This window comes from Aliishimia ponticola, from assembly GCF_004803475.1.
In the GTDB taxonomy this organism is placed as follows: Bacteria; Pseudomonadota; Alphaproteobacteria; order Rhodobacterales; family Rhodobacteraceae; genus Aliishimia; species Aliishimia ponticola.
In genome coordinates, this window is sequence record NZ_SRKY01000003.1 from 56,359 (window position 1) to 77,236 (window position 20,878).

Here is a 20,878-nt window from a genome sequence, read left to right on the forward strand (position 1 = left end):
TGACCGCCCAGCACTTATTGGTCGAGGAAAGACCGCAGCTTGCGCGACCGGCTTGGGTGCTTGAGCTTGCGCAGCGCCTTTGCTTCGATCTGACGGATCCGTTCGCGCGTGACGCTGAACTGCTGGCCGACCTCTTCAAGCGTGTGGTCGGTATTCATACCGATACCGAAGCGCATCCGCAGAACACGTTCTTCGCGCGGTGTCAGGCTTGCCAGAACGCGGGTCGTGGTTTCCTTCAGGTTTTCCTGAATGGCGGAATCCAGCGGCAGGACCGCATTCTTGTCCTCGATGAAATCGCCAAGCTGGCTGTCTTCCTCGTCCCCGATCGGGGTTTCAAGACTGATCGGTTCCTTGGCGATCTTCATCACCTTGCGAACTTTTTCCAGCGGCATTTGCAGCTTTTCGGCCAACTCTTCTGGCGTCGGCTCCCGGCCGATTTCGTGCAACATCTGGCGACCGGTGCGGACCAGCTTGTTGATCGTTTCGATCATGTGGACCGGGATACGGATCGTGCGCGCCTGATCCGCGATGGACCGGGTGATCGCCTGACGAATCCACCATGTCGCGTAGGTGGAGAATTTGTAGCCGCGGCGATATTCGAACTTATCCACAGCCTTCATCAGGCCGATATTGCCTTCCTGAATAAGATCAAGGAATTGCAGGCCACGGTTAGTGTATTTCTTGGCGATGGAAATCACGAGGCGCAGGTTGGCTTCGACCATTTCCTTCTTGGCCTGACGGGCCTCTTTCTCGCCCTTCTGCACCTGGTTCACGATGCGGCGGAATTCGCTGATATCCAGACCGACATATTGGCCGACTTGCGCCATATCGGCACGCAGTTCTTCGACCTTGTCGGACGACCGTTCGATGAACATCTGCCAGCCGCGCCCGGATTTGGTCGCCATGTCGGACATCCAGTTGGGGTCCAGCTCGCGCCCGCGATAGGCATCGACGAATTCCCGGCGGTTGATCCGCGCCTGATCCGCCAGCTTCACCATGGAACTGTCGATCTGCATGATCCGGCGGTTGATGCCGTAAAGCTGGTCGATCAGCGCTTCGATCCGGTTGTTATGCAGGTGCAATTCGTTGACGAGGTCGACGATTTCCTGACGCAACTGCTGATATCGCGCCTCTTCCTTGTCCGAGAAAGAGCCATCTTCGTTCAGGGTCGCGCTGATCCGGCTGTCCTGCATTTCGGACAGGTCGGCATAGTCTTCGGCGATGCGGTCCAGCATCTCAAGTACTTGCGGCTTGAGCGCGGCTTCCATCGCGGCAAGCGACATATTGGCCTGATCGTCGTCGTCCTCATCGTCTTCCTTGGCGATGGGATTGCCGTCCGCGTCCAGTTCGGGCTGGCTTTCCTCCGACTTTTCCTCCCCCGCCGGGCTGGCGGCGTCGATCACCGGCTCGCTGACTTCGCCGTCTTCATCAAGCTGATTGCCGAATGTGGCCTCAAGGTCGATGACGTCGCGCAGCAGGATGTCTTCGCTCAGAAGTTCGTCGCGCCAGATGGTAATCGCCTGAAAGGTCAGCGGGCTTTCGCACAGCCCTGCGATCATCGTGTTGCGACCGGCCTCGATCCGCTTGGCGATGGCAATCTCGCCCTCGCGCGACAGCAACTCGACGCTACCCATCTCGCGCAGATACATCCGCACCGGGTCGTCCGTGCGGTCCAGCTTTTCCTGCCCGGTGGAGCCAAGCGTCAGGTCCCGCGTGCCTTCGGTCGTGACAACGTCGGTGGAGCCCTTCTGCTCCTCCTCCTCGGCTTCCTCATCCTCGATGATGTTGATGCCCATTTCGGACAGCATCGACATCACGTCTTCGATTTGCTCGGACGACACCTGATCCGGCGGCAGGACGGAGTTGAGCTGGTCGTAAGTGATGTACCCCTTCTCGCGCGCCTCGCCGATCATCTTCTTGACCGCAGCTTGGCTCATATCGAGGGAGATTTCCTGTTCGCCTTCGTCCGTCTTGCTCTCGTCGTTGTCCTTGGGGGCCATTCAGATCTCCTCGTGCACGCAGGGAAGTGTGAGTGATTCGCTAAATCCGAATCATCCGGGCTTTCAATTGATTCGGCCACCCGTATAGCCAGATTTTGTCAATTTTTTCCCACTATTGTGGGCTTAGCGCCGCTCTTTCGTAAACCGAATCGTTTCCAAAAGCGAATCAAGGTTGCTCCGCTCCTCTCGGTTGATCGCAGCGCCGTTATTTCCAACATCGTATTCCGCCCGATCTTCGTGGGCGGCCATCTGTGCGCGCGCCATCGCATCGGCGGCTTGCCGCAAGCGCCATGTGAGCGCCTCGGCCTCCTCCGATGCCACGTCTTCTGCGGCTTCCGCGATCTCTGCTTCCAGCCCGCGAATGGCTTGCAGCTTGGCAAGCTCTTCGACAACGGTCATGCGGGCGTTTTCAGGGTCGCCGGGCGTCCTGATGCACGGCACGACTGCTAAGTGGGATTGGGCAAAGAAACTTTCAAGGCGTTCGGGACCGACGGCTTGCTCCACCTGTGACATCAATGCCTCGCCCGCTTCGATGTGGCGCAGGATGGCATCCCGGATCGGCTGCTGCCCTTCGCTGCGGCATTGCAGCGACTCCAGACCGCTTTCGAATTCCGGCGCCAATTCGGGGCATTTGAGGATGACGCCAAGGATCACCGCTTCGCGCAGATGCGAGGTCACGTCCTCCGGCCCGGTGGCGAGCATGGAGGCGCGGGTCGAGGGCTGTGCCGGGGGCGGTGCCTTCCAGTCGCGCCGGGGACGTCCGCCCCCCTGCCCGCCGGGGCGGGCTGGACGGAACAGTTGCCAACGCAATTCCTTGATCGCGGTGCCGTAATGCTGACGGACCGATGGGTCCTTGATCAGCGTGATCTTTTCGCGCAATGCCTTGTCCAGCGCGGCCTTGCGTTCGGGGCTGTCAAAGACCTTGCCCTCGGTCTCGCGCCGCCACAGCAATTCGACCATCGGCATCGCCGCATCGAGGATCGCCTGCACCGCAGGGGCTCCCTTGGCCCGCAGCAGATCATCGGGGTCTTGCCCCTCGGGCATCATGGCAAAGCGCAGCGATTTGCCCGCCTCCAGCATCGGCAGGGCAATGTCGATCACCCGCATTGCCGCGCGCAGGCCTGCGGTGTCGCCATCCAGCGCGATGATCGGTTCATCCGCGATGCGCCACATCATCGCCAGCTGGTGTTCCGTCACCGCCGTGCCCAGTGGCGCGACCGCAGCTTTGAACCCGGCCTCGGACAAGGCGATCACATCCATATAGCCTTCGGCGACCAGAAGCGTATTGCCTTTCCCGGCGGCCTCCCGTGCGGGGCCGTGGTTATACAGGCTTCGCCCCTTGTCGAAGAGTTCCGTTTCCGGCGAGTTGAGGTATTTCGCAGGGTCGTTCGGGTCCATCGCGCGCCCGCCAAAGGCGGTGCAGCGCCCGCGCGCATCGCGGATCGGGAACATGATCCGCCCCCGGAACGTGTCATAGGGCTTGCCGCCCTTGGACGAATTCTTTGCCAGCCCGGCGGCAAGGATCAAGTCATCCTCGACGCCCTTTTCCTTCAGATGGCCCCACAGCCCCTGCCACGTGTCGGGGGCAAAGCCGATTTCCCAGCGGTCCTGCGCCGCCTCGTCCAGCCCGCGCCGCGCCAGGTAATCGCGCGCCTGCGCCCCCGCGCCAGAGCGCAGCAGCATACGGAAATGGCGCACAGCCATATCCATCACTTCGGACAGCTGCGTGCGCCGGTCGGCCTTTTCCTGCGCGCGCGGATCGCGGGCCGGCATTTGCAGCCCCGCCTCCGTCGCGAGGATTTCCACCGCCTCCATGAAAGAGACATTCTCGGTCTCGCAGACGAATTTGATCGCGTCGCCCTTCGCGTGACAGCCGAAGCAATAGTAAAAGCCCTTGCGGTCATCCACGTGGAACGACGCGGTCTTTTCCTGATGAAACGGACAGGGCGACCACATATCGCCCTTGCCCGGATTGGACTTGCGGCTGTCCCACATGACCTTGCGCCCGACAACCTGAGACAAGCTCAGTCGGGTGCGCAGTTCATCCAGAAAACCGGGGGGCAGACTCATGGCCGGAGTATCCGGCTTATCGCGCCGAAAGTCTAGTTGGACACGTTGTTGCGGAGCGCCTGAATCTGCTCGAAATTTTCGATGCAGGTGATTTTTGTGTCCGCCTCAAGATCGGTGTTCCGCAGATCGCGCATCTTCAGCGAATAGACATATTCGACCACCGCAGGCAGCGCTGAAGAGATCCCCTCGGGCCATTGCGGGTTCTCGCTGACCAAGGTTTCAACCGCCTTGTTCTTGCGCACGCGGTCAAGACGGGCCTGCTGCACCTTGCCCATAAGCTGTGCCTGCAACGCACATTGCGCTTCTTTTTCCGCGTCACTTGCTGCCCAAACAGGGGCCGCCAGCCCCACACTCAATACCGTCGCCAAAATCCGCGTCATAGCAGTCTCCATTCGATCCTTGCGGCAGCAAACTAGTCGCCAATGCGGGAACAGCCAAGCCTGATCGGCGCTCTCGCACTATTGTGCAAAGATCAGCCGCGCGCCGCGACCGTGGTCATGGCTTGGCTCAGGTCATGCACCAGCGTCGCCGCCATCGAGCGGAAAACCATCAGCAGGAACCGATCCGCGCCGATCCGCGTGACCGAAGCGTTCACATGCTGGATTTGCGTGCGTGCCGTGTGGCCGCGTTTGAAATGCGCTGCCCGCAGGTCCAGCGGCACAAGCCGCGCCAACACGGCCTCGGCCTTGGGGCCGGACAGTTCCACGCAGGCCCAGGCATCGCTTTGATCGACGACCGCCGCGTATTCCGCCAGATCGGCGACCGGCTCCGGCCCGGCCAGCACCACCTGACCGCGTCCGAACCAGATCGCCCGCGCGCCATCCTTCCCGGTGGCCCGGTTCGGTCCCGGCAAGGCCATCCCATGCGCCGTTTCCAACGCCTTGGCCAACCCGGCTTCCGCGCCGTTATAAGCCATGAGCGAGGTCAGCGGGCCCAGCTTTGCCTCTGTCAGCTTTTGCGCACCGATTTCCAGCGGCACCAGCCCATCCACGGCGCTTTTCGCAACAATTTCAACCACGTACACGCTCCCCTTCTGGATCGAATTGCACCGGATCGACGATCTCAAGCACGGTTTCCACGTCGCGCAGATGATCGACCATGCGGACCCGTTCCCCGACCCGCGCCATGCCGCCACGGACAAAGCCCAGCGCCACGTAACGCTCCAGCGATGGGGACCACCCGACCGAGGTCACATAGCCCTGATCATGCACCCGGTGCGCCGCGTCGCCTTCGTTGAAAAGATGCGCGCCCGCCGTGATCTGCTTGACCGGTCCCACCGCCTTGAGCCCCACAAGGCGTTCGCGGTCCGGATCAAGCAGGCCTTCACGCTGCGCCATCGTCTTGCCGATGCAGTCTTTCTTGGCGGAGATCATACGCTCCATATGGCAGTCGAAAGCCGTCACGCGCCCGGTGATTTCCGCGTGGGTGATGAAGCCTTTTTCAATCCGCAGCACATTCAGCGCCTCCATGCCGTAGGCTCCGCCCTCCAGCGCTTCGGCCCGTTCGACCAACAGCTTGAACAGGCTCTCGCCATAGCGCGCGGGCACCGCGACCTCATAGGCATGTTCGCCCGAGAAGGAGATGCGGAACAACCGCCCCGCGACCCCGGCCACAGACACGTCACCGCAGGCCATGAAGGGGAAGCTGTCATTGTCGATGGGTGTGTCCAGCAGCCCGTTCAGCAGATCGCGCGCTTTAGGACCGGCGACGGCGAATTGCGCCCATTGCTCTGTCGCGGAGGTGATCCGCACATCCCAATCGGGCCGCAGCGCCTGGGTGATGAACTCCAGATGTCGCATCACCGGCCCGGCCGCCGCCGTGGTCGTGGTCATGACGTAATGCGTCTCGCCCAGCCGCGCGGTGGTGCCGTCATCCATGACATGACCGTCCTCGCGCAGCATCAAGCCATAGCGCACGCGCCCGACCTTGAGCGTTGAGAACATGTTGGTATAGGCGAAATCCAGTAGCGCCGCCGCGTCCGGGCCCTGAATGTCGATCTTACCCAGCGTGGACACGTCACACACACCCACCGAGTTGCGCACATAGCCGACCTCACGGTCACAGCTGTCGCGCCAGGTGTTTTCCCGTTCGCGCGGGAAGTAGCTGGGCCGATACCACAGCCCCGTGGCGACCATCGGCGCGCCCATCTCGACAGAGACCGCGTGGGACGTCGTGAACCGCTCGGGCGCGAAGCCCTTGCCGCGTGCGCCCGCGCCCAGTGCCGCAATCGCCACCGGCGTGTAGGGCGGGCGGAAGGTGGTGGTCCCGGTTTCGGGGATACCGCGCCCGGTCGCATCCGCCAGCAATGCCAGCGCCTGCATGTTGGAATTCTTGCCCTGATCGGTGGCCATGCCTTGGGTGGTATAGCGCTTCATATGCTCGACCGACCGGAAGTTTTCGTGCGCCGCCTGTTTCACATCCTTCACGCTGACATCATTCTGGAAATCAAGCCACGCGCGGCCCTTGCCCGGCACCGCCCAGATCGGGGACAGACGATAGGGATCGTCTTCGGCCTGCGGCAGATCCACCGAAATCTCGCGGCCCAGCGCCTGCCCGGCTGCCGCAACACCCGCCGCAAGACACGCCGCCGTGGACATCTGCCCATTGCAGGCCCCCGCCGCGACCATGCCCGGCACCGCGCCCGCCATGGGCACGAAGGACGCGATCTGTTCGGACCATTCCGGGCGCGCGCCCAAGTGACAGGTCAGGTGTACCGTCGCGTTCCAGCCGCCTGAAACGGCAAGGCAATCGGTCGCTATGCGCTCTTCTCCCAGCGGCGTGCGCAGCGTGATCGCCTCCAGCCCATGCCGCCCGGCGGCATTGGACACGACCGATCCCTTGAACACCTGCACCCCCGGCAACAGCGGCGCATCCTCGCGGCTGTCAATCAGCGCCGCCACGTGAACGCCTGCATCCTGCAAATCGCGCACGGTCTGATGCGCGCCGTCATTATTGCCGAACACCGTGACCGTCTTGCCCGGCGTCACACCCCAGCGGTTGAGATACGCTCGCACCGCGCCCGCCTGCATGATCCCCGGCCGGTCATTGTTGCGAAAGGCGATTCCACGCTCCAACGCGCCCGCCGCCAGAACCGAGGATTTGGCCACGATCCGCCAGAATGTCTCTAGCGGCACCCCGTCGCCGCGCGTGCCGCGATGATGCGAAACCCGCTCAAGCGCGCCGAACGTGCCGCCGTCATGCACCCCGGTAACCGTGGTGCGGACCATCCGGCGCACATTGGGCAGGCTGTCCAATTCGGCCAGCACGTTATCGACCCACAGATGACCGGGCTGCCCGCCCACCTCCTGCGTCTCGGCCAGCAAACGCCCGCCCATGCGGCTATCCTCATCGACCAGCAGCACATCGGCCCCGGCGCGCCCCGCCGCCAAAGCCGCCATCAACCCGGTCGGCCCCGCCCCGATCACCAGCAGATCGCAGAACAGATAGCCTTTGTCATAGTGATCCGGGTTCGGCGCACCGCTAAGCCCGCCAAGCCCGGCAGCGCGGCGGATGAACGGCTCATAGACCTTCTCCCAAAAGCTCTGGGGCCACATGAACGTCTTGTAATAGAAGCCCGCGCCCAGAAACGGCGCACCCAGATCATTGAGGCTGAGCACATCGAACCCCAGCGACGGCCAACGGTTCTGACTTACCGCCTCCAAACCACCATAAAGCTCTTGCACCGTGGCGCGGATATTCGGCTCCGCCGCCGCGCCGCGCCCCACCGTGACCAGGGCATTGGGCTCTTCCGACCCGGCGGAATACACCCCGCGCGGGCGGTGATACTTGAACGAACGGCCCATCAGCTTGATGCCATTGGCCAACAGGGCCGAGGCAAGCGTATCGCCCGCCAACCCGTCATAGCTGTGCCCGTCAAACCGGAAACTCAGCGGCGCCGCCCGGTCGATCAATCCCTTGCCCGCAACCCTCATGCGCTCGCTTCCTTCACCGATTGCGCCAGCTGCACGTCCCTTATCTCGTGGGTCGTCAGGTTGCGCGTCACGACAACCCATGCGCCGCACCCGGCCTCATGATGCCAAAGCTCATCATGCCAGCCCGCAGGATTGTCCCGCAAATGGACGTAGTCATCCCATGCTTCGGCCCCGGCATCCGGCGCCGGACGCGCCACAGCCACCGCTGCCCCCTGATAGTAGAATTCCCGCCGATCCCGGCTGCCGCAAATCGGACATTCAATCCGCATGACCGTCCCCGTTCGTTACCCGTGTGTGATGCGGCCCAAACGCCGCGCAGGCCAAGCGCACCGCGCCGCCCTTCATTGTTCGAAAAATACTCCCGCCGGAGGCGCCCATGATCCGCTCCTCAGTGCAGGTTGTGTTGAGACCCGGTGGCCTCTTCATCCATGATCCCGCGCCCGCTGCGGAATCGGTCCAATCGGAATTTCGCCGCCGCAGGGTGATGCTGCCCTGTCGCCAACAGATGCGCCATGACATGCCCGCCCGCAGGCACCGCCTTGAAGCCCCCGTAGCACCAGCCGCAACTGACATGCAGCCCATCGATATGCGTGCGGTCGATAATGGGCGAGCCGTCCGAGGACATGTCCATGATCCCGCCCCAGCTGCGCAGCATCTTCGCCTTGCCGATCATCGGCATCAGCGTCATCCCCGCCTCGGCCACATGCTCGACCATGGGCAGGTTTCCCCGCGCCGCGTAAGAGGCATACATGTCCAGATCGCCGCCAAAGACCAACCCGCCCTTGTCGGACTGGCTGATATAGAAATGCCCGGCGCCGTAACTGATCACGTGATCGATGCAGGGCTTCAGCCCCTCGGTCACGAAGGCCTGCAAGACGTGGCTTTCGACCGGCAGCCGCATTCCGGCCATTTCGGCCAGTTGGCTTGACCGCCCTGCCCCCATCATCGCGACCTTCTTGGCGCGGATCGGGCCGCGCGTGGTCTGAACGCCGGTCACCTTGCCCTCGCTCACATCGATGCCGGTCACTTCGCATTGCTGGATCAGATCGACACCGCGGCTGCTCGCCCCGCGCGCATAGCCCCAGGCCACCGCGTCATGGCGCGCAGTGCCGCCACGCGGATGGTAAAGGCCGCCGAAGATTGGAAAGCGCGACTGCTCGTAATCGAGGAAAGGCAGCATCTTCTGCAACGCATCGGGCGTCAGAAAGATCGCGTCGTCCCCCTGATTGACCATCGCATTGCCGCGCCGGATGAACGCATCGCGCTGGCCATCCGAATGGCACAGGTTGATGATCCCGCGCTGCGACAGCATCACGTTGTAATTGAGGTCCTGCTCCAGCCCTTCCCAGAGTTTGAGCGAATGGGAATAGAACTCCGAATTGCCCGACAGGCCATAATTGGCGCGCACGATCGTCGTGTTCCGCCCCACATTGCCGCCGCCAAGATAGCCCTTTTCCAGCACCGCGACATTGGTGATGCCGTGCTCCTTGGCAAGGTAATGGGCGCAGGACAGCCCATGCCCGCCGCCGCCGATGATGACGATGTCATACTCCGGTTTGGGCTGAGGGTCGCGCCAATGCGCCGTCCATCCCTTGTTGCCGGTCAGGCCTTCGGCAAGAATCTTGAGGGCCGAGAAACGCATCTGCATCCCCACTGTCATGTCACGCTTTCGACAGGGGTATCAAACAGGACGAAACATGCCAGAGCCTTTTGCGCCAAATTGCAGCCCGTTGGCGACGTCATGCCGGGAGCGCCCATCTGGCGGGCACTCCGGCAGCGGCACTGGCGGCGCTTAAAGCCCCTTTGCGCGGTAGCTGCGCGCCACCTTTTCGATGGCCACAAGATAAGTCGCGGTGCGCAGATCAGACACATCGTCGCGCCCATGCCAGACCTCGCGCATCGCCTCGTAGGACGCCCGCATCGTGTCATCGAGGCCAGAGCGCACCAATTCCAGCTCCCCCGCCCCGCGCAGGTACTTGTCCTTGAAATCGGGGCTGAGCGTCCAGCCAAGCCCCTTATCCTTGCTCAGCCGTTCCAGTTCATCCACCACAAGCTGATGCCGCGCCTCTTCCTGCCGCCGCTGCATCCGGCCAAAGCGGATATGGCTCAGGTTCTTGACCCACTCGAAATAAGACACCGTGACGCCACCCGCATTGGCATACATGTCCGGAATGATGACCGTACCCTTCTTTTGCAAAACCTCGTCCGCGCCCGCTGTCACCGGGCCGTTCGCGGCCTCGATGATCAGCGGCGCCTTGATACGGTCCGCGTTGGACAGGTTGATCACCCCCTCCAGCGCCGCCGGAATCAGGATGTCGCACTCTTCTTCCAGCACCAGGCCGCCTTCGCTGTGATGGGTCGCATCGGGATAGCCCGCGATACCGCCATGCTTATCGAGCCAGCCTTTGACCCGCTCCACATCCAGCCCGTCCGGGTCGAACAGCGCGCCATCGCGTTCCACGATGCCTGTAATCAGCGCGCCATCCTCTTCCGACAGGAATTTCGCCGCGTGATAGCCCACATTGCCAAGCCCCTGCACGATCACGCGCTTGCCTTCGAGCGTACCGGAAAGCCCGGCGGCGGCTTTGTCCTCTTCATAGCGGAAGAAGGCCTGGAGCGCGTATTGCACGCCGCGCCCCGTCGCCTCTGTCCGGCCCTGGATACCGCCCGCATGAATCGGCTTGCCCGTTACGCAGGCGCGCGCGTTGATGTCCGTCGTATTCATCCGCGCATATTGGTCCGCGATCCACGCCATCTCACGTTCGCCCGTGCCCATATCGGGCGCAGGCACGTTCTGCGACGGGTGGATCAGATGCCGCTTGGCCAGCTCATAGGCGAAGCGCCGGGTGATCATCTCAAGCTCTTGTTCGTCATATTCGCGCGGATCGATGCACAGCCCGCCTTTCGAGCCGCCGAACGGCGCATCCACCAGCGCGCATTTGAAGGTCATCAGCGCCGCAAGCGCCTCCACCTCGTCCTGATTGACGCCCAGCGCATAGCGAATCCCGCCTTTCACCGGCTCCATATGTTCGGAATGGACGGACCTATATCCGGTGAATGTGTGAATCTGCCCGCGCAGCCGCACCCCGAAGCGCACCGTATAGGTGGCGTTGCAAACGCGGATCTTTTCCTCAAGCCCCGGTGGCAGATCCATCAGCGCGACGGCGCGGCTGAACATGATATCGACACTTTCACGAAAGCTCGGCTCATTAGGGGCGGACATGGATGATTCCTCCTGCTGGACATCGTGTCTTTCCGGTCGAGGCGTTTGTGCCAGCGCCTTGTGACCGCAGAGTTAACGTAACCCAAGTTTTTCAATCGTCATGAGATTCTCTCGCCCCATTCGCAAAGTCATTGTCCCGCAATCACCCGGGAACCCCGTCAGAAGGCCCCGACCATTTCCAAAACGCGGACAATTCGCGCCAAAAAACCACCCATCTGCCAAAATCGCGCCACTTTTCCATGGCTTATGATAATCAAGTTCGAGTGCGACTTGGCCGTTGTGGGGCGGCCTCCGTGAAAGGTGGATGGGATGAAGACCAACAGAACAATGACCCGGACCATGTTCGGCGCTGCGGATCGTTTCGCCCGCGATGAAAGCGGCGTGGCGACGATCTTTGCCTGCTTCATGATCATGATGATGGTGCTGGTCGGCGGCATCGGCGTCGACCTCATGCACGCGGAAATGGAACGCACGCGCCTGCAGAACACGCTGGACCGCGCCGTGCTGGCGGCTGCTGACCTCGACCAATCGCTCAAGCCGTCCGACGTTGTCACCGACTATTTCGAGAAGTCCGGGATGGAAGACAACCTGATCTCGGTCACCGTCAGCCAAGGTCTGAACTACCGCACCGTGACCGCCGCAGCCGAGGCCGTGACAGAAACGCAGTTCATGCACCTCATGGGTGTCGAAGAGCTGTCCGCGCCCGGGCGCAGCGCTGCGGAAGAGCGGATTTCCAAGGTTGAAGTGTCCCTCGTGGTCGACGTCTCCGGTTCGATGGAGTGGAACTCCAAGATGACGAACCTGATCGACGCCGCCAATACGTTCACGACGTCGCTGCTCAAGCCGGAATCGGCCGACCTGATCTCCATCTCGCTGGTGCCGTATAGCGAGCACGTGAACATCAGCCCCGCTATCTTCAACCTGCTGAATACGAACCACCGCCACGATTTCTCGCACTGCGTCGAGATTCCCGACTACGAATTCGACAACGCCGAGCTGGATACCTCGCTGACCTACGACCAGGCGCAGCACTACCAGTGGAACTACAGCTCAAGCGATGGGAACGTGGTCGACGACACGGTGTGCCCGCACGAGGATTACGAATCCATCCTGCCGCTCAGCCAGTCGCTGAGCGACCTGCAGGGGAACATCAACCAGTTCACACCGCGCGCCGGTACGTCGATCTTCATGGCGGTGAAATGGGGCGCTGCCCTGCTGGATCCGTCGACCCGCGGGATCGTCACGAGCCTGATCGGCAGCGGCCAGATCGACAACGCGTTCTCCGGTCGTCCGGCCGATTACAGCGATGACGAAACGCTCAAGACCATGATCGTCATGACCGACGGCAAGAATGACCGTTCGAACCGTATCGTCAGCGCCGCCTACGGGAACAACTCACACTACGTACACTGGTCGAACTACAATTTCTGGTGGTACCTGAACAAATACGTAAGCTCGAAGTATCACAAGAACTACTACTTCCAGAAATACGACGCAGACAAAGGCGACGAATTGACCGAAGCCATCTGCACCGCCGCGAAGGACAAAGGCATCATCATCTGGGGTGTCGGGTTCGAAGTGGATAGCCACGGTGAATCGGTCCTGAAAGCATGCGCCTCCTCGCCCAGCCACTACTTCGGGGTGGAAGGTGTCGAAATCAGCGAAGCGTTCTCCGCCATTGCAAGCCAGATCAACCAACTGAGGCTGACCCAATGATCCAGCGTTTGTCACAAGCCCTGCGGCGCTTTGGCCGCGACGAAGACGGGCACATGATTGTCGAATTTGCCCTGGTCATTCCGCTGATCTTCACGATCTTCATGACCTCGGTGGAACTGGGCATCTACCAAGTGCGGCAGATGTTCCTTGACCGGGGAACGGATATGACCGTGCGCCTTGTCCGCCTGAATACCGGCGCGGATTACACCCACGCCGAACTGAAGCAGATGATCTGCGAATTCTCCGGCTTTCTCGATGATTGCGACGATCAGCTGAAGTTGGAGATGAACCCGGTCGATCTTCGGGACTTCGCAGGGTTTGACGGTGCCGCGGACTGCACGGATGCGTCCGAACCCGTCACCCCGAACCGGTCGTTCAAGCACGGTATCCAGCACGAAATGATGCTGCTGCGCGCCTGCTACAAATTCAAACCCGTCTTTGCCAGCACTGGCCTTGGCTATGAGCTGAAGAAACACGGCGATGGCGCCGGTATGTCCAAGATGGTGTCCGTCACAGCCTTTGTTCAGGAGCCTTGATATGTCGCTTCTTTCCAGCTTCAAACGCGCCATGCTGCGCTTTAACCGGGACGAAGAGGGCAGCATCGCCGTCGAAGCGGTGATCATCCTGCCGATGCTGTTCTGGACCTATCTGGCGCTGTTCTCGACCTTCCACTCGTATCGCACCTATGCGATCAACCAGAAGGCCGCCTACACCATCGCCGATATGATCTCGCGCGAGACGAACCCGATCGACAATGATTATCTCGACGGGACCAAGGCGCTGCTGCGCTACCTGGTCAACTCGCATTCCTCCAGCGATATCGCCGTGCGCGTCACGCTGGTGAAATACGATGCGGCGACCAAGTCCTATCAGCGCGACTGGTCGCAGAAGAAAGGGGACGTTTCGGTTGCCTCCGCGTCCGATGTCGCTGGCTGGAACACGCGCCTGCCCGAGATGCCCGACAACCAACGTGTGATCGTGGTCGAGACCTTCTATGACTATGACCCGCCGTTCAATACGGGGCTGGAAGATCGGAATGTCTACAACTTCGTCTTCACCAAGCCGCGCTATGCACCGCAGGTGCTTTGGACCAGCTGATCCGGTCCGCCCTGTCTGGCGAATTCTTCCGCCCCGGCCCTTGCGCCGGGGCGTTTTCGTTTGAACGGGTCAGCTTTCCTCGATGTCGCGCATCGCGATCATCGTTTGCAGATATTCGGCCACGAATTTCGACTGCGAGCCGGGGGTGACGCCGCCAATTCCGATGCGCCGTCCCGACCGCCACCACAAGCCCGGCTGCCATGTGGATTTCCCAGCAGCGCTGCACGTGCGGATCAGGAACCCGTTCGACGGTTTGAAGGCAAAGAAGCCCCGATCGATCTGTTCGATATCCGCAATCCGCGCGATTACCGCGCCGCTATTGTCGCGCAGTTCGTCTTCGGTCAGTTCGATCACGCGCGATGTCGCATCCCACATCCGCACGCCCAGCCACAACGACCCGGCCCCCAGCATCAGCAGGAAGACCAGCCAGCCCAGCGCGGGCGGTTTGGCCAGCGCCACATAGATCAGCAGCAGTCCAAGGCCGACCATGGAAAGAACGCCCAGCCAGCGGCGCGGCTGGGAGGCAGAGATCGTGGCGATGATGTCGGTTTTGTTTTGTGTCATGGCGCGAGGCCATACAGCCCCGCCCCTGCCCTTTCAAGCGCGGGCGCGTCCCGCCCCGGGGTGCTGCATGGCTGCACAGACCCGGTTCGCCGGTGCAAGATTGCCCGGTGCCGGCCCGCCCCCTAAGTTTCAGGCAACCGATGAAAAAGGAGTGATCTTGATGTCTCTCAGACCCACACTCGAAACCCGTCAGGCCGCACTGACCATGGAGGGCGCAGGCGTTCGGCTGCACCGCGCTTTCGGCTTTCACGACCCTAGCGAGCTTGATCCGTTCCTGCTGTTCGACGATTTCCGCAACGAGCGGCCCGAAGATTTCATCAAGGGCTTCCCGTGGCACCCGCACCGGGGCATTGAAACCATTACCTATGTGCTGTCCGGCACGGTCGAACATGGCGACAGCCTTGGCAATACCGGCACATTGGGCGCGGGCGACGTGCAATGGATGACTGCGGGTTCCGGCATTCTTCATCAGGAGATGCCCAAGGGCAATGCGCAGGGGCAGATGCATGGTTTCCAGCTTTGGGGCAACCTGCCCTCCAGCCAGAAGATGACCGCGCCGCGCTATCAGGATGTGCAGGGCAAGGATATCCCAGAGATCATCGACGATGATGGCACCCGTGTGAAGGTGATCGTGGGCACGTTCTGGGGCCAGACTGGCCCGGTGGACGGGATCGCCGCCGATCCGCAATACCTGGATGTTTTCGTACCTGCCGGGGTCAAAAAGACCTTCCCTATCGACACGTATCGCCGGGCCTTTGCCTATGTGTTCGACGGCGCAGGGGCCTTTGCCGACGCGTCTGCCCCGCAAGGCGTTCTGCTGGAAAAAGAGGTGGCGGGCGAAGAGGTGAACATCCGCGATCTGTCCGGCGACCGCACGCTGATCCGCTTTGGCAGCGGCGATGAGGTCACGGTGCAGGCCGGGCCGGAAGGGATACGGTTCCTGCTGATTTCCGGCGCGCCGATAGATGAGCCTGTGGCGTGGCACGGTCCCATCGTGATGAACACGCAGGCCGAATTGCAGCAGGCGATGCGCGATTTGCAGAACGGCACGTTCATCAAACCCGCGCATTGATTGGCGAAAATTCACCGGCGAAACCAGCGCGCGTGGGTGTTGTTGCGCCGGCAACATCGCCATTCGTGATGAGCCCGCGCACAAATTTGCACTTGGCCCGGCACGGGCTTTCGGCAAACCTGCGCGAATGCGACAGGAGCCAAACCCATGACAAAACTGCATCTTTACGGCCACCCCGATAGCGGCCACGCCTGCAAGGTTGCGCTTGCCCTGTCGCTGGCGGAACTGCCGCACGAGATCACGTTTGTAGACATCTGGGCCCCACGCGACACGCGCGATCCCGGTTTTCTGGCGGCCAGCCCACTGGGCGAGGTGCCGCTGCTGCTGATCGACGGCGCAGCCTTCACACAATCGGGCGCGATCCTTCTGGAACTGGCGCAGCGCTTTGGCGTGCTCGGCGGCGACAGCGCCGAGGGTCTGGCCCGCGCGCGGCAATTGCTGATGTGGGAAGGCAACCGGATCGGCCTTTGTCTGCCGCAACTCAAAGAGGCGCGCCGCCCCGGCAGCGATGGTCTTCCCGCCGACGTGATCGCTTGGCTCACCGCCCGGTTCGAGGTCGACCGCGGCAATTTCGGCACCCTTCTGGGCGATGCGCCGTTCTTTCACGGCGACGCGCCCGGTATCGGGGATTGCGCGATCTGGGGCTATGTTCAATGGCTGGACGCGGCCGGTGTTGCGCCCTCGGACGCGATGACGGGATGGATCGAGAGGATGCGCGCCCTGCCCGGCATGAAGACGCCCCAAGGGTTCTTTCCAGCCCCGGCCTGAGGGGGCATTTGACAGGGCACCTGACGCCGCTAGCCGCCGCCGACTGCGCCGCGCGCCATGTCCCAATAGATGTCCTGCACCTCGTCCAGACGGCGCGGCCCGCTTTCGCGGAACCATGTGTTCACACCGTTCAGCATCGCGATCAGCGCGCGCGCTGTGATGCGCACATCAGTGATTTTGAACGCCCCGGCCTCGACTCCGGCGACGAGAACATCTTCCAGCCGCGCCTCATAGGCCCGGCGCAGCGCCTCGACACGGGCGAAATTCTCGTCCGTCAGGCTGCGCAATTCCATATAGGCGACAAAGACCGCATCGCCGCGCTCGCGGTTCTGATCGATGTGAAAGCGGACGAACTCTTCCAGACGGGCCAGCGGATCGCCCCCTTGCAGGGTCTGCGCCGCTTCAAGCAGGTCTTCCATATGGCCGATCATCAACCGCGCCAATAGCGTCTGCTTGTCCGGGATGTAGTTGTATAGCGCACCCGCCTGTACCCCGACCTCCGCCGCGATCTGCCGCATGGAAACCGCCGCAAAGCCATGGCGGGCAATCAACCGCAGGGCCGCGGCCTCGATCCGGGGACCGGTAATGTCGGAATGCGATCCTGCTGTACGCGCCATAAGCGCAATTTAACTGAACAGGCGTTCAGGATGAAACCCCTTCTTGCGCGCAGGTGGCCTCGCATGGCACATGGGCCACATGAAACGGATGGTTTTTGCCTTGCTCATACTGGTGTCCGGCTGCGCGCAGTTTCCGGAACTGGATTCGGCAATCCCGGCAGAGGCAGAGGCCGCCGCCTATCCCGATCTGGTGCCGCTGAATGGCAGTTTTGACCCTGCCGCCCCGATCGCCGCGCAAGAACAGACCGAAGCGGGACTTAGCGCACGGCTGGCCCGGCTTCAGGCCCGTGCGGCGCGGCTGCGGGGACGTGTGATCGACAGCGGCACGCGCGCGCGCATGGCCAAAGGTGTCGCCCCGATCCCAGAGCAGGGCTAAACGCCGGGATATCCCGCGTTGCAAGGCCCGGCCCAAGCGGCTAAAGCCCACTCAACACAGGACTTGCCGGAAAGGACCGCCCCCATGACTGATACGCTTCGCCTCGGGATTGCAGGTCTTGGTACGGTCGGCGTCGGCGTGGTCCGCATCATCCGCCAGAAAGCGCCGCTGCTTGAGGCGCGCACGGGCCGCAAGATCGAGATTTCCGCCGTCAGTGCCCGCACCCGCGACAAGGATCGCGGCGTGGCGCTGCAAAGCTATGGCTGGGAAGACGACCCGGTGGCGCTGGCCACACGCGATGACGTGGATGTTTTCGTGGAACTGATGGGCGGATCGGATGGCCCGGCCAAGGCCGCGACTGAGGCTGCGTTGAACGCGGGCAAGGACGTCGTTACCGCCAACAAGGCGATGCTGGCGCTGCACGGTCAGGCGCTGGCCGAACTGGCCGAATCCAAGGGCTGCGCGCTGCGTTACGAGGCCGCCGTCGCGGGCGGTATTCCGGTGATCAAGGCGCTGACCGAAGGGCTGGCCGGGAATGAAATCACCCGCGTTCTGGGCGTGATGAACGGCACCTGCAACTACATCCTGACGCGGATGCAGGATGCGGGCCTGCCCTATGAAGACGTGTTCGAAGAGGCCAACCAGCTTGGCTATCTCGAGGCGGACCCGACGCTGGATGTGGGCGGGATCGATGCGGCGCATAAGCTGGCGATCCTGTCCTCCATCGCTTTTGGCACCCGCGTGGATTTCGACGGGATCGAAATCGAAGGGATTGAGCGGGTCACGATCGACGATATCCGCCATGCCGACGATATGGGCTATCGCATCAAGCTGCTTGGCGTGGCGCAGAAATCCGGTCGCGGGCTGGAACAGCGCATGATGCCCTGCCTCGTGCCCGCGGGATCGCCCTTGGGCGTGTTGCAGGGCGGCACCAATATGGTGGTGATCGAAGGTCACGCGGTCGAACAGGTCGTGCTGCGCGGCCCCGGCGCGGGCGAAGGGCCGACAGCCTCTGCGGTGATCGGCGATGTCTGCGATATCGCACGCGGGCTGCGGCTGCCGGTTTTCGGGCAACGGGCCGAAACGCTGCAAGAAGCGCCCGCCGCCCGGTCGGTGCTGCCGGCCCCCTATTATCTGCGTATGGGACTGACCGACAAACCGGGCGCGCTGGCGAAAGTCGCGGCGGTGCTGGGCGAAGCTGGAGTCTCCATCGACCGGATGCGCCAACGCGAACATACCGGTGATGTCGCGACCGTCATCATCGTCACACATAAGACGACCCGCACGGCACTGGACGAGGCGCTGACCGCAATGGCCGCCACGGGCGTGGTGCAGGAACTGCCTGTCGCCCTGCGCATCGAAGCCCTTTGATGGCTTATAAGCCCGAGGGATACACCGATATATCGCCCTATCTTCTGGTGGCGGACATTGCGGCGACCCTCGATTTCCTGGAGGCCGCGTTTGGCGCAACCCGTCTGCGGCTGCACCATCGGCCCAATGGCGACCCGATGCATGCCGAAGCGCGGATAGGCGACAGCGTGGTGATGCTGGGGCAAGCGCCCGGCGGCGATGGCGCCCATGTCCACATTTATGTGCCCGACGTGCGCGCGACCTATGCGGCGGCGCTGAAAGCGGGCGCGACCTCGGTTCAGGAGCCTCTGGATCAGGGGGACGGTGACCTGCGCGCCGGCGTTCAGGACAGCCAAGGCACGATTTGGTGGCCTTCGACGCAGCTTTCAGTAAGATAAAGATCACGGACTTTACAGGATATTCCCATGACGAACTCTCCCGAATTTCACGACCGTATGCTGTCGCTTGGCCTCGCCCGTGTGGCAGAGCAAGCGGCCATCGCCAGCGCGGATTGGATTGGCCGCGGCGATGAGAAAGCCGCCGATCAGGCTGCGGTCAACGCGATGCGCGAACAGCTTAACCAGCTTGATATCGCCGGCACCGTGGTGATTGGGGAAGGTGAACGGGACGAAGCCCCGATGCTTTATATCGGCGAAGAGGTCGGCACGGGCAACGGTCCCGGCGTGGATATCGCGCTGGACCCGCTGGAAGGCACGACGCTGACCGCCAAAGACATGCCCAACGCGCTGACCGTGATCGCAATGGGGCCGCGCGGGTCCATGTTGCACGCGCCGGATGTCTATATGGAAAAACTGGCGATCGGCCCCGGTTATCCCAAGGAGATCGTCACGATGGACATGCCGCCAGCCACCCGGATCTCTGCGCTGGCCACGGCCAAGGGCTGCATGCCCAAAGACATTACCGTCTGCGTTCTGGAACGCCCGCGCCACGACGACATGGTGGCAGAAATCCGCGCCACGGGGGCATCGATCCGACTGATCACCGATGGCGATGTGGCCGGTGTGATGCATTGCGCCGATCCGGCAACCGGGATCGACATGTATATGGGCAGTGGCGGCGCGCCCGAGGGCGTTCTGGCGGCGGCCGCGCTCAAATGCATGGGCGGGCAGATGTGGGGGCAACTCACCTTCCGCAATGACGACGAAAAAGGGCGCGCGGCCAAGGCCGGGATTACCGATCTCGACAAGGTCTACAGCCGCGATGAAATGTGCACGCAAGACGTTATCTTCGCCGCGACTGGCGTGACGGGCGGCACCCTGCTGCCGGGCATCAAGCGCGAGCCGGGCTGGGTCGAAACCGAAACCCTGCTGATGCGCTCCAAGACCGGCTCCGTCCGACGGATGCACTACCGCAACCCGACCTGACGTGGCGGAAAACGGGACGTTTTCCGGTTCGATACCCGGCGCGGGTATCGGGAAACCGTGCCGGTTTCCTGCCGCGATCCGCGCCGGATCGCGCTTGTGCTGACGGAACTTCTGCGGCGACTGGGGCTCAGCAGGGCCCCGGTCCAGCCCGATGTCTCCGCCTTCACCATCCTCAATATGCTCGACCAGTTGCACCGGCAGCCGGACGTGCTGCGCCCGGCGCTGGGGTCGGTCTATGAAGAGGTGGTGGAAGGGCAGCAGCCCGATCCATCTGTGCCCGGCGCGCTCTTGCTGGATCTGCGCCGCGCGGGCCAGACATATGCCCAGCTGTCCTGCCATCGCATCCTAACCGACAACGCGCCATCCGCACAGCACGACGCCTTGATCGATCAGGCGCGCGCCGCGCCACTGGCAAAGGGTGCGCGACCCGTCTACTGCCGCTTCACCTATTGGGACGGCCCTGACGAAGTGACAGCCTTTTTGCTGCAGGCCGAGATGTGGGCCGAAAGCCATGTGGGGCCATTGGCGCCAGCGCCGCGTCGTCTGACCGCGATTGGCACAGGCCGCGCCATCGCGCTGGACCGGCGGACCAAAGGACCGCAAAGCGAGGCCCTATTGCATCTGGTTTTGGCCCTGTCCGAATAGCGCGGCTGCCCGCGATGCGAATTTTCTGTGGATAGGTCTGGGCCCGGTCTGGCCAGACGCAC

20 protein-coding genes are annotated in these 20,878 nt (G+C 62.5%); 10 read left to right on the forward strand and 10 right to left on the reverse strand.

Translation table 11 applies throughout. From position 1 onward, the window contains the following. Positions 1 to 14 precede the first annotated feature (14 nt). The 8 genes from rpoD to E4Z66_RS11425 form a co-directional block, all read right to left on the reverse strand. A complete protein-coding gene (gene rpoD / locus E4Z66_RS11390; RefSeq protein WP_136463157.1) occupies positions 15 to 2,000 on the reverse strand; it encodes an RNA polymerase sigma factor RpoD in 1,986 nt (661 codons plus the stop codon). A 123-nt stretch (positions 2,001 to 2,123) separates the two neighbouring features. Next, positions 2,124 to 4,070, reverse strand: a complete 1,947-nt coding sequence (gene dnaG, locus E4Z66_RS11395; RefSeq protein ID WP_136463158.1) for a DNA primase — start codon at positions 4,068 to 4,070, stop codon at positions 2,124 to 2,126. Positions 4,071 to 4,102: 32 nt separating this feature from the next. Further along, the gene (locus tag E4Z66_RS11400; protein ID WP_136463159.1) at positions 4,103 to 4,450 is read right to left on the reverse strand and encodes a hypothetical protein; all 348 of its coding nucleotides are present in this window, start codon (positions 4,448 to 4,450) and stop codon (positions 4,103 to 4,105) included. 92 nt (positions 4,451 to 4,542) lie between these two features. Next, positions 4,543 to 5,088 (reverse strand): sarcosine oxidase subunit gamma, encoded by a 546-nt coding sequence (locus E4Z66_RS11405; protein WP_136463160.1) that lies wholly within the window; start codon positions 5,086 to 5,088, stop codon positions 4,543 to 4,545. Beyond that, complete coding sequence (locus E4Z66_RS11410; RefSeq protein WP_136463161.1) at positions 5,081 to 8,002, reverse strand: sarcosine oxidase subunit alpha family protein; 2,922 nt, start codon at positions 8,000 to 8,002, stop codon at positions 5,081 to 5,083. Before E4Z66_RS11410 ends, E4Z66_RS11405 begins: the two co-directional genes overlap by 8 nt. Next, positions 7,999 to 8,271 (reverse strand): sarcosine oxidase subunit delta, encoded by a 273-nt coding sequence (locus E4Z66_RS11415; protein ID WP_136463162.1) that lies wholly within the window; start codon positions 8,269 to 8,271, stop codon positions 7,999 to 8,001. The genes E4Z66_RS11410 and E4Z66_RS11415 overlap by 4 nt, the downstream gene beginning before the upstream one ends. Positions 8,272 to 8,390: 119 nt before the next feature. Continuing rightward, positions 8,391 to 9,644, reverse strand: a complete 1,254-nt coding sequence (locus E4Z66_RS11420) for a sarcosine oxidase subunit beta family protein (RefSeq protein WP_136463707.1) — start codon at positions 9,642 to 9,644, stop codon at positions 8,391 to 8,393. A 150-nt stretch (positions 9,645 to 9,794) separates the two neighbouring features. Beyond that, a complete protein-coding gene (locus tag E4Z66_RS11425; RefSeq protein ID WP_136463163.1) occupies positions 9,795 to 11,225 on the reverse strand; it encodes a Glu/Leu/Phe/Val family dehydrogenase in 1,431 nt (476 codons plus the stop codon). 309 nt (positions 11,226 to 11,534) lie between these two features. Here E4Z66_RS11425 and E4Z66_RS11430 point away from each other — a divergent pair, with 309 nt between their 5' ends. The 3 genes from E4Z66_RS11430 to E4Z66_RS11440 are packed head-to-tail and all read left to right on the forward strand — an operon-like array spanning position 11,535 to position 14,039. Beyond that, entirely contained in the window at positions 11,535 to 12,941 is a 1,407-nt protein-coding gene (locus tag E4Z66_RS11430) for a TadE/TadG family type IV pilus assembly protein (RefSeq protein WP_136463164.1), read from the forward strand. Next, positions 12,938 to 13,477 carry a TadE/TadG family type IV pilus assembly protein gene (locus E4Z66_RS11435; RefSeq protein WP_136463165.1) on the forward strand — a complete coding sequence of 180 codons (540 nt, stop codon included), beginning with the start codon at positions 12,938 to 12,940 and terminating at the stop codon, positions 13,475 to 13,477. The genes E4Z66_RS11430 and E4Z66_RS11435 overlap by 4 nt, the downstream gene beginning before the upstream one ends. Before the next feature lies 1 nt (position 13,478). Next, positions 13,479 to 14,039 (forward strand): TadE/TadG family type IV pilus assembly protein, encoded by a 561-nt coding sequence (locus E4Z66_RS11440; protein WP_136463166.1) that lies wholly within the window; start codon positions 13,479 to 13,481, stop codon positions 14,037 to 14,039. Between the two features lie 69 nt (positions 14,040 to 14,108). On the opposite strand, the gene E4Z66_RS11445 is transcribed toward E4Z66_RS11440, so the two are convergent. Beyond that, entirely contained in the window at positions 14,109 to 14,603 is a 495-nt protein-coding gene (locus E4Z66_RS11445; RefSeq protein WP_136463167.1) for a hypothetical protein, read from the reverse strand. A gap of 160 nt (positions 14,604 to 14,763) precedes the next feature. Between E4Z66_RS11445 and E4Z66_RS11450 the strand changes: the two genes are divergently transcribed. Both E4Z66_RS11450 and E4Z66_RS11455 read left to right on the forward strand, forming a co-directional pair. Beyond that, positions 14,764 to 15,675, forward strand: coding sequence for a pirin family protein (locus E4Z66_RS11450; protein WP_136463168.1), 912 nt, complete (start codon positions 14,764 to 14,766; stop codon positions 15,673 to 15,675). Between the two features lie 147 nt (positions 15,676 to 15,822). Further along, positions 15,823 to 16,443 carry a glutathione S-transferase family protein gene (locus tag E4Z66_RS11455; RefSeq protein ID WP_136463169.1) on the forward strand — a complete coding sequence of 207 codons (621 nt, stop codon included), beginning with the start codon at positions 15,823 to 15,825 and terminating at the stop codon, positions 16,441 to 16,443. A gap of 29 nt (positions 16,444 to 16,472) precedes the next feature. On the opposite strand, the gene E4Z66_RS11460 is transcribed toward E4Z66_RS11455, so the two are convergent. Further along, complete coding sequence (locus E4Z66_RS11460) at positions 16,473 to 17,060, reverse strand: TetR/AcrR family transcriptional regulator (RefSeq protein WP_136463170.1); 588 nt, start codon at positions 17,058 to 17,060, stop codon at positions 16,473 to 16,475. A 79-nt stretch (positions 17,061 to 17,139) separates the two neighbouring features. Between E4Z66_RS11460 and E4Z66_RS11465 the strand changes: the two genes are divergently transcribed. The 5 genes from E4Z66_RS11465 to E4Z66_RS11485 all read left to right on the forward strand — a co-directional run bounded on the left by E4Z66_RS11465 (position 17,140) and on the right by E4Z66_RS11485 (position 20,816). Further along, the gene (locus E4Z66_RS11465; RefSeq protein WP_246035996.1) at positions 17,140 to 17,436 is read left to right on the forward strand and encodes a hypothetical protein; all 297 of its coding nucleotides are present in this window, start codon (positions 17,140 to 17,142) and stop codon (positions 17,434 to 17,436) included. A gap of 84 nt (positions 17,437 to 17,520) precedes the next feature. Beyond that, on the forward strand, positions 17,521 to 18,807 hold the full coding sequence (locus E4Z66_RS11470) for a homoserine dehydrogenase (protein WP_136463172.1): 1,287 nt from the start codon (positions 17,521 to 17,523) through the stop codon (positions 18,805 to 18,807). Beyond that, complete coding sequence (locus E4Z66_RS11475) at positions 18,807 to 19,184, forward strand: VOC family protein (protein WP_136463173.1); 378 nt, start codon at positions 18,807 to 18,809, stop codon at positions 19,182 to 19,184. The genes E4Z66_RS11470 and E4Z66_RS11475 overlap by 1 nt, the downstream gene beginning before the upstream one ends. A gap of 27 nt (positions 19,185 to 19,211) precedes the next feature. After that, a complete protein-coding gene (gene glpX / locus E4Z66_RS11480; protein WP_136463174.1) occupies positions 19,212 to 20,171 on the forward strand; it encodes a class II fructose-bisphosphatase in 960 nt (319 codons plus the stop codon). 57 nt (positions 20,172 to 20,228) lie between these two features. Beyond that, positions 20,229 to 20,816 (forward strand): hypothetical protein, encoded by a 588-nt coding sequence (locus E4Z66_RS11485; RefSeq protein WP_136463175.1) that lies wholly within the window; start codon positions 20,229 to 20,231, stop codon positions 20,814 to 20,816. The last annotated feature ends 62 nt before the right edge of the window (positions 20,817 to 20,878 follow it).

What these genes read in the sequence shown, in the direction of transcription:
- E4Z66_RS11400 (WP_136463159.1), bottom strand. Translation starts at nt 4,450, where the DNA reads ATGACGCGGATTTTGGCGACGGTATTGAGTGTGGGGCTGGCGGCCCCT.
- E4Z66_RS11455 (WP_136463169.1), top strand. Translation starts at nt 15,823, where the DNA reads ATGACAAAACTGCATCTTTACGGCCACCCCGATAGCGGCCACGCCTGC.
- E4Z66_RS11460 (WP_136463170.1), bottom strand. Translation starts at nt 17,060, where the DNA reads ATGGCGCGTACAGCAGGATCGCATTCCGACATTACCGGTCCCCGGATC.
- E4Z66_RS11475 (WP_136463173.1), top strand. Translation starts at nt 18,807, where the DNA reads ATGGCTTATAAGCCCGAGGGATACACCGATATATCGCCCTATCTTCTG.
- rpoD (WP_136463157.1), bottom strand. Translation starts at nt 2,000, where the DNA reads ATGGCCCCCAAGGACAACGACGAGAGCAAGACGGACGAAGGCGAACAG.
- E4Z66_RS11410 (WP_136463161.1), bottom strand. Translation starts at nt 8,002, where the DNA reads ATGAGGGTTGCGGGCAAGGGATTGATCGACCGGGCGGCGCCGCTGAGT.
- E4Z66_RS11470 (WP_136463172.1), top strand. Translation starts at nt 17,521, where the DNA reads ATGACTGATACGCTTCGCCTCGGGATTGCAGGTCTTGGTACGGTCGGC.
- E4Z66_RS11465 (WP_246035996.1), top strand. Translation starts at nt 17,140, where the DNA reads ATGAAACGGATGGTTTTTGCCTTGCTCATACTGGTGTCCGGCTGCGCG.
- E4Z66_RS11440 (WP_136463166.1), top strand. Translation starts at nt 13,479, where the DNA reads ATGTCGCTTCTTTCCAGCTTCAAACGCGCCATGCTGCGCTTTAACCGG.
- dnaG (WP_136463158.1), bottom strand. Translation starts at nt 4,070, where the DNA reads ATGAGTCTGCCCCCCGGTTTTCTGGATGAACTGCGCACCCGACTGAGC.
- E4Z66_RS11435 (WP_136463165.1), top strand. Translation starts at nt 12,938, where the DNA reads ATGATCCAGCGTTTGTCACAAGCCCTGCGGCGCTTTGGCCGCGACGAA.
- E4Z66_RS11420 (WP_136463707.1), bottom strand. Translation starts at nt 9,644, where the DNA reads ATGCGTTTCTCGGCCCTCAAGATTCTTGCCGAAGGCCTGACCGGCAAC.
- E4Z66_RS11425 (WP_136463163.1), bottom strand. Translation starts at nt 11,225, where the DNA reads ATGTCCGCCCCTAATGAGCCGAGCTTTCGTGAAAGTGTCGATATCATG.
- E4Z66_RS11445 (WP_136463167.1), bottom strand. Translation starts at nt 14,603, where the DNA reads ATGACACAAAACAAAACCGACATCATCGCCACGATCTCTGCCTCCCAG.
- E4Z66_RS11430 (WP_136463164.1), top strand. Translation starts at nt 11,535, where the DNA reads ATGAAGACCAACAGAACAATGACCCGGACCATGTTCGGCGCTGCGGAT.
- glpX (WP_136463174.1), top strand. Translation starts at nt 19,212, where the DNA reads ATGACGAACTCTCCCGAATTTCACGACCGTATGCTGTCGCTTGGCCTC.
- E4Z66_RS11415 (WP_136463162.1), bottom strand. Translation starts at nt 8,271, where the DNA reads ATGCGGATTGAATGTCCGATTTGCGGCAGCCGGGATCGGCGGGAATTC.
- E4Z66_RS11450 (WP_136463168.1), top strand. Translation starts at nt 14,764, where the DNA reads ATGTCTCTCAGACCCACACTCGAAACCCGTCAGGCCGCACTGACCATG.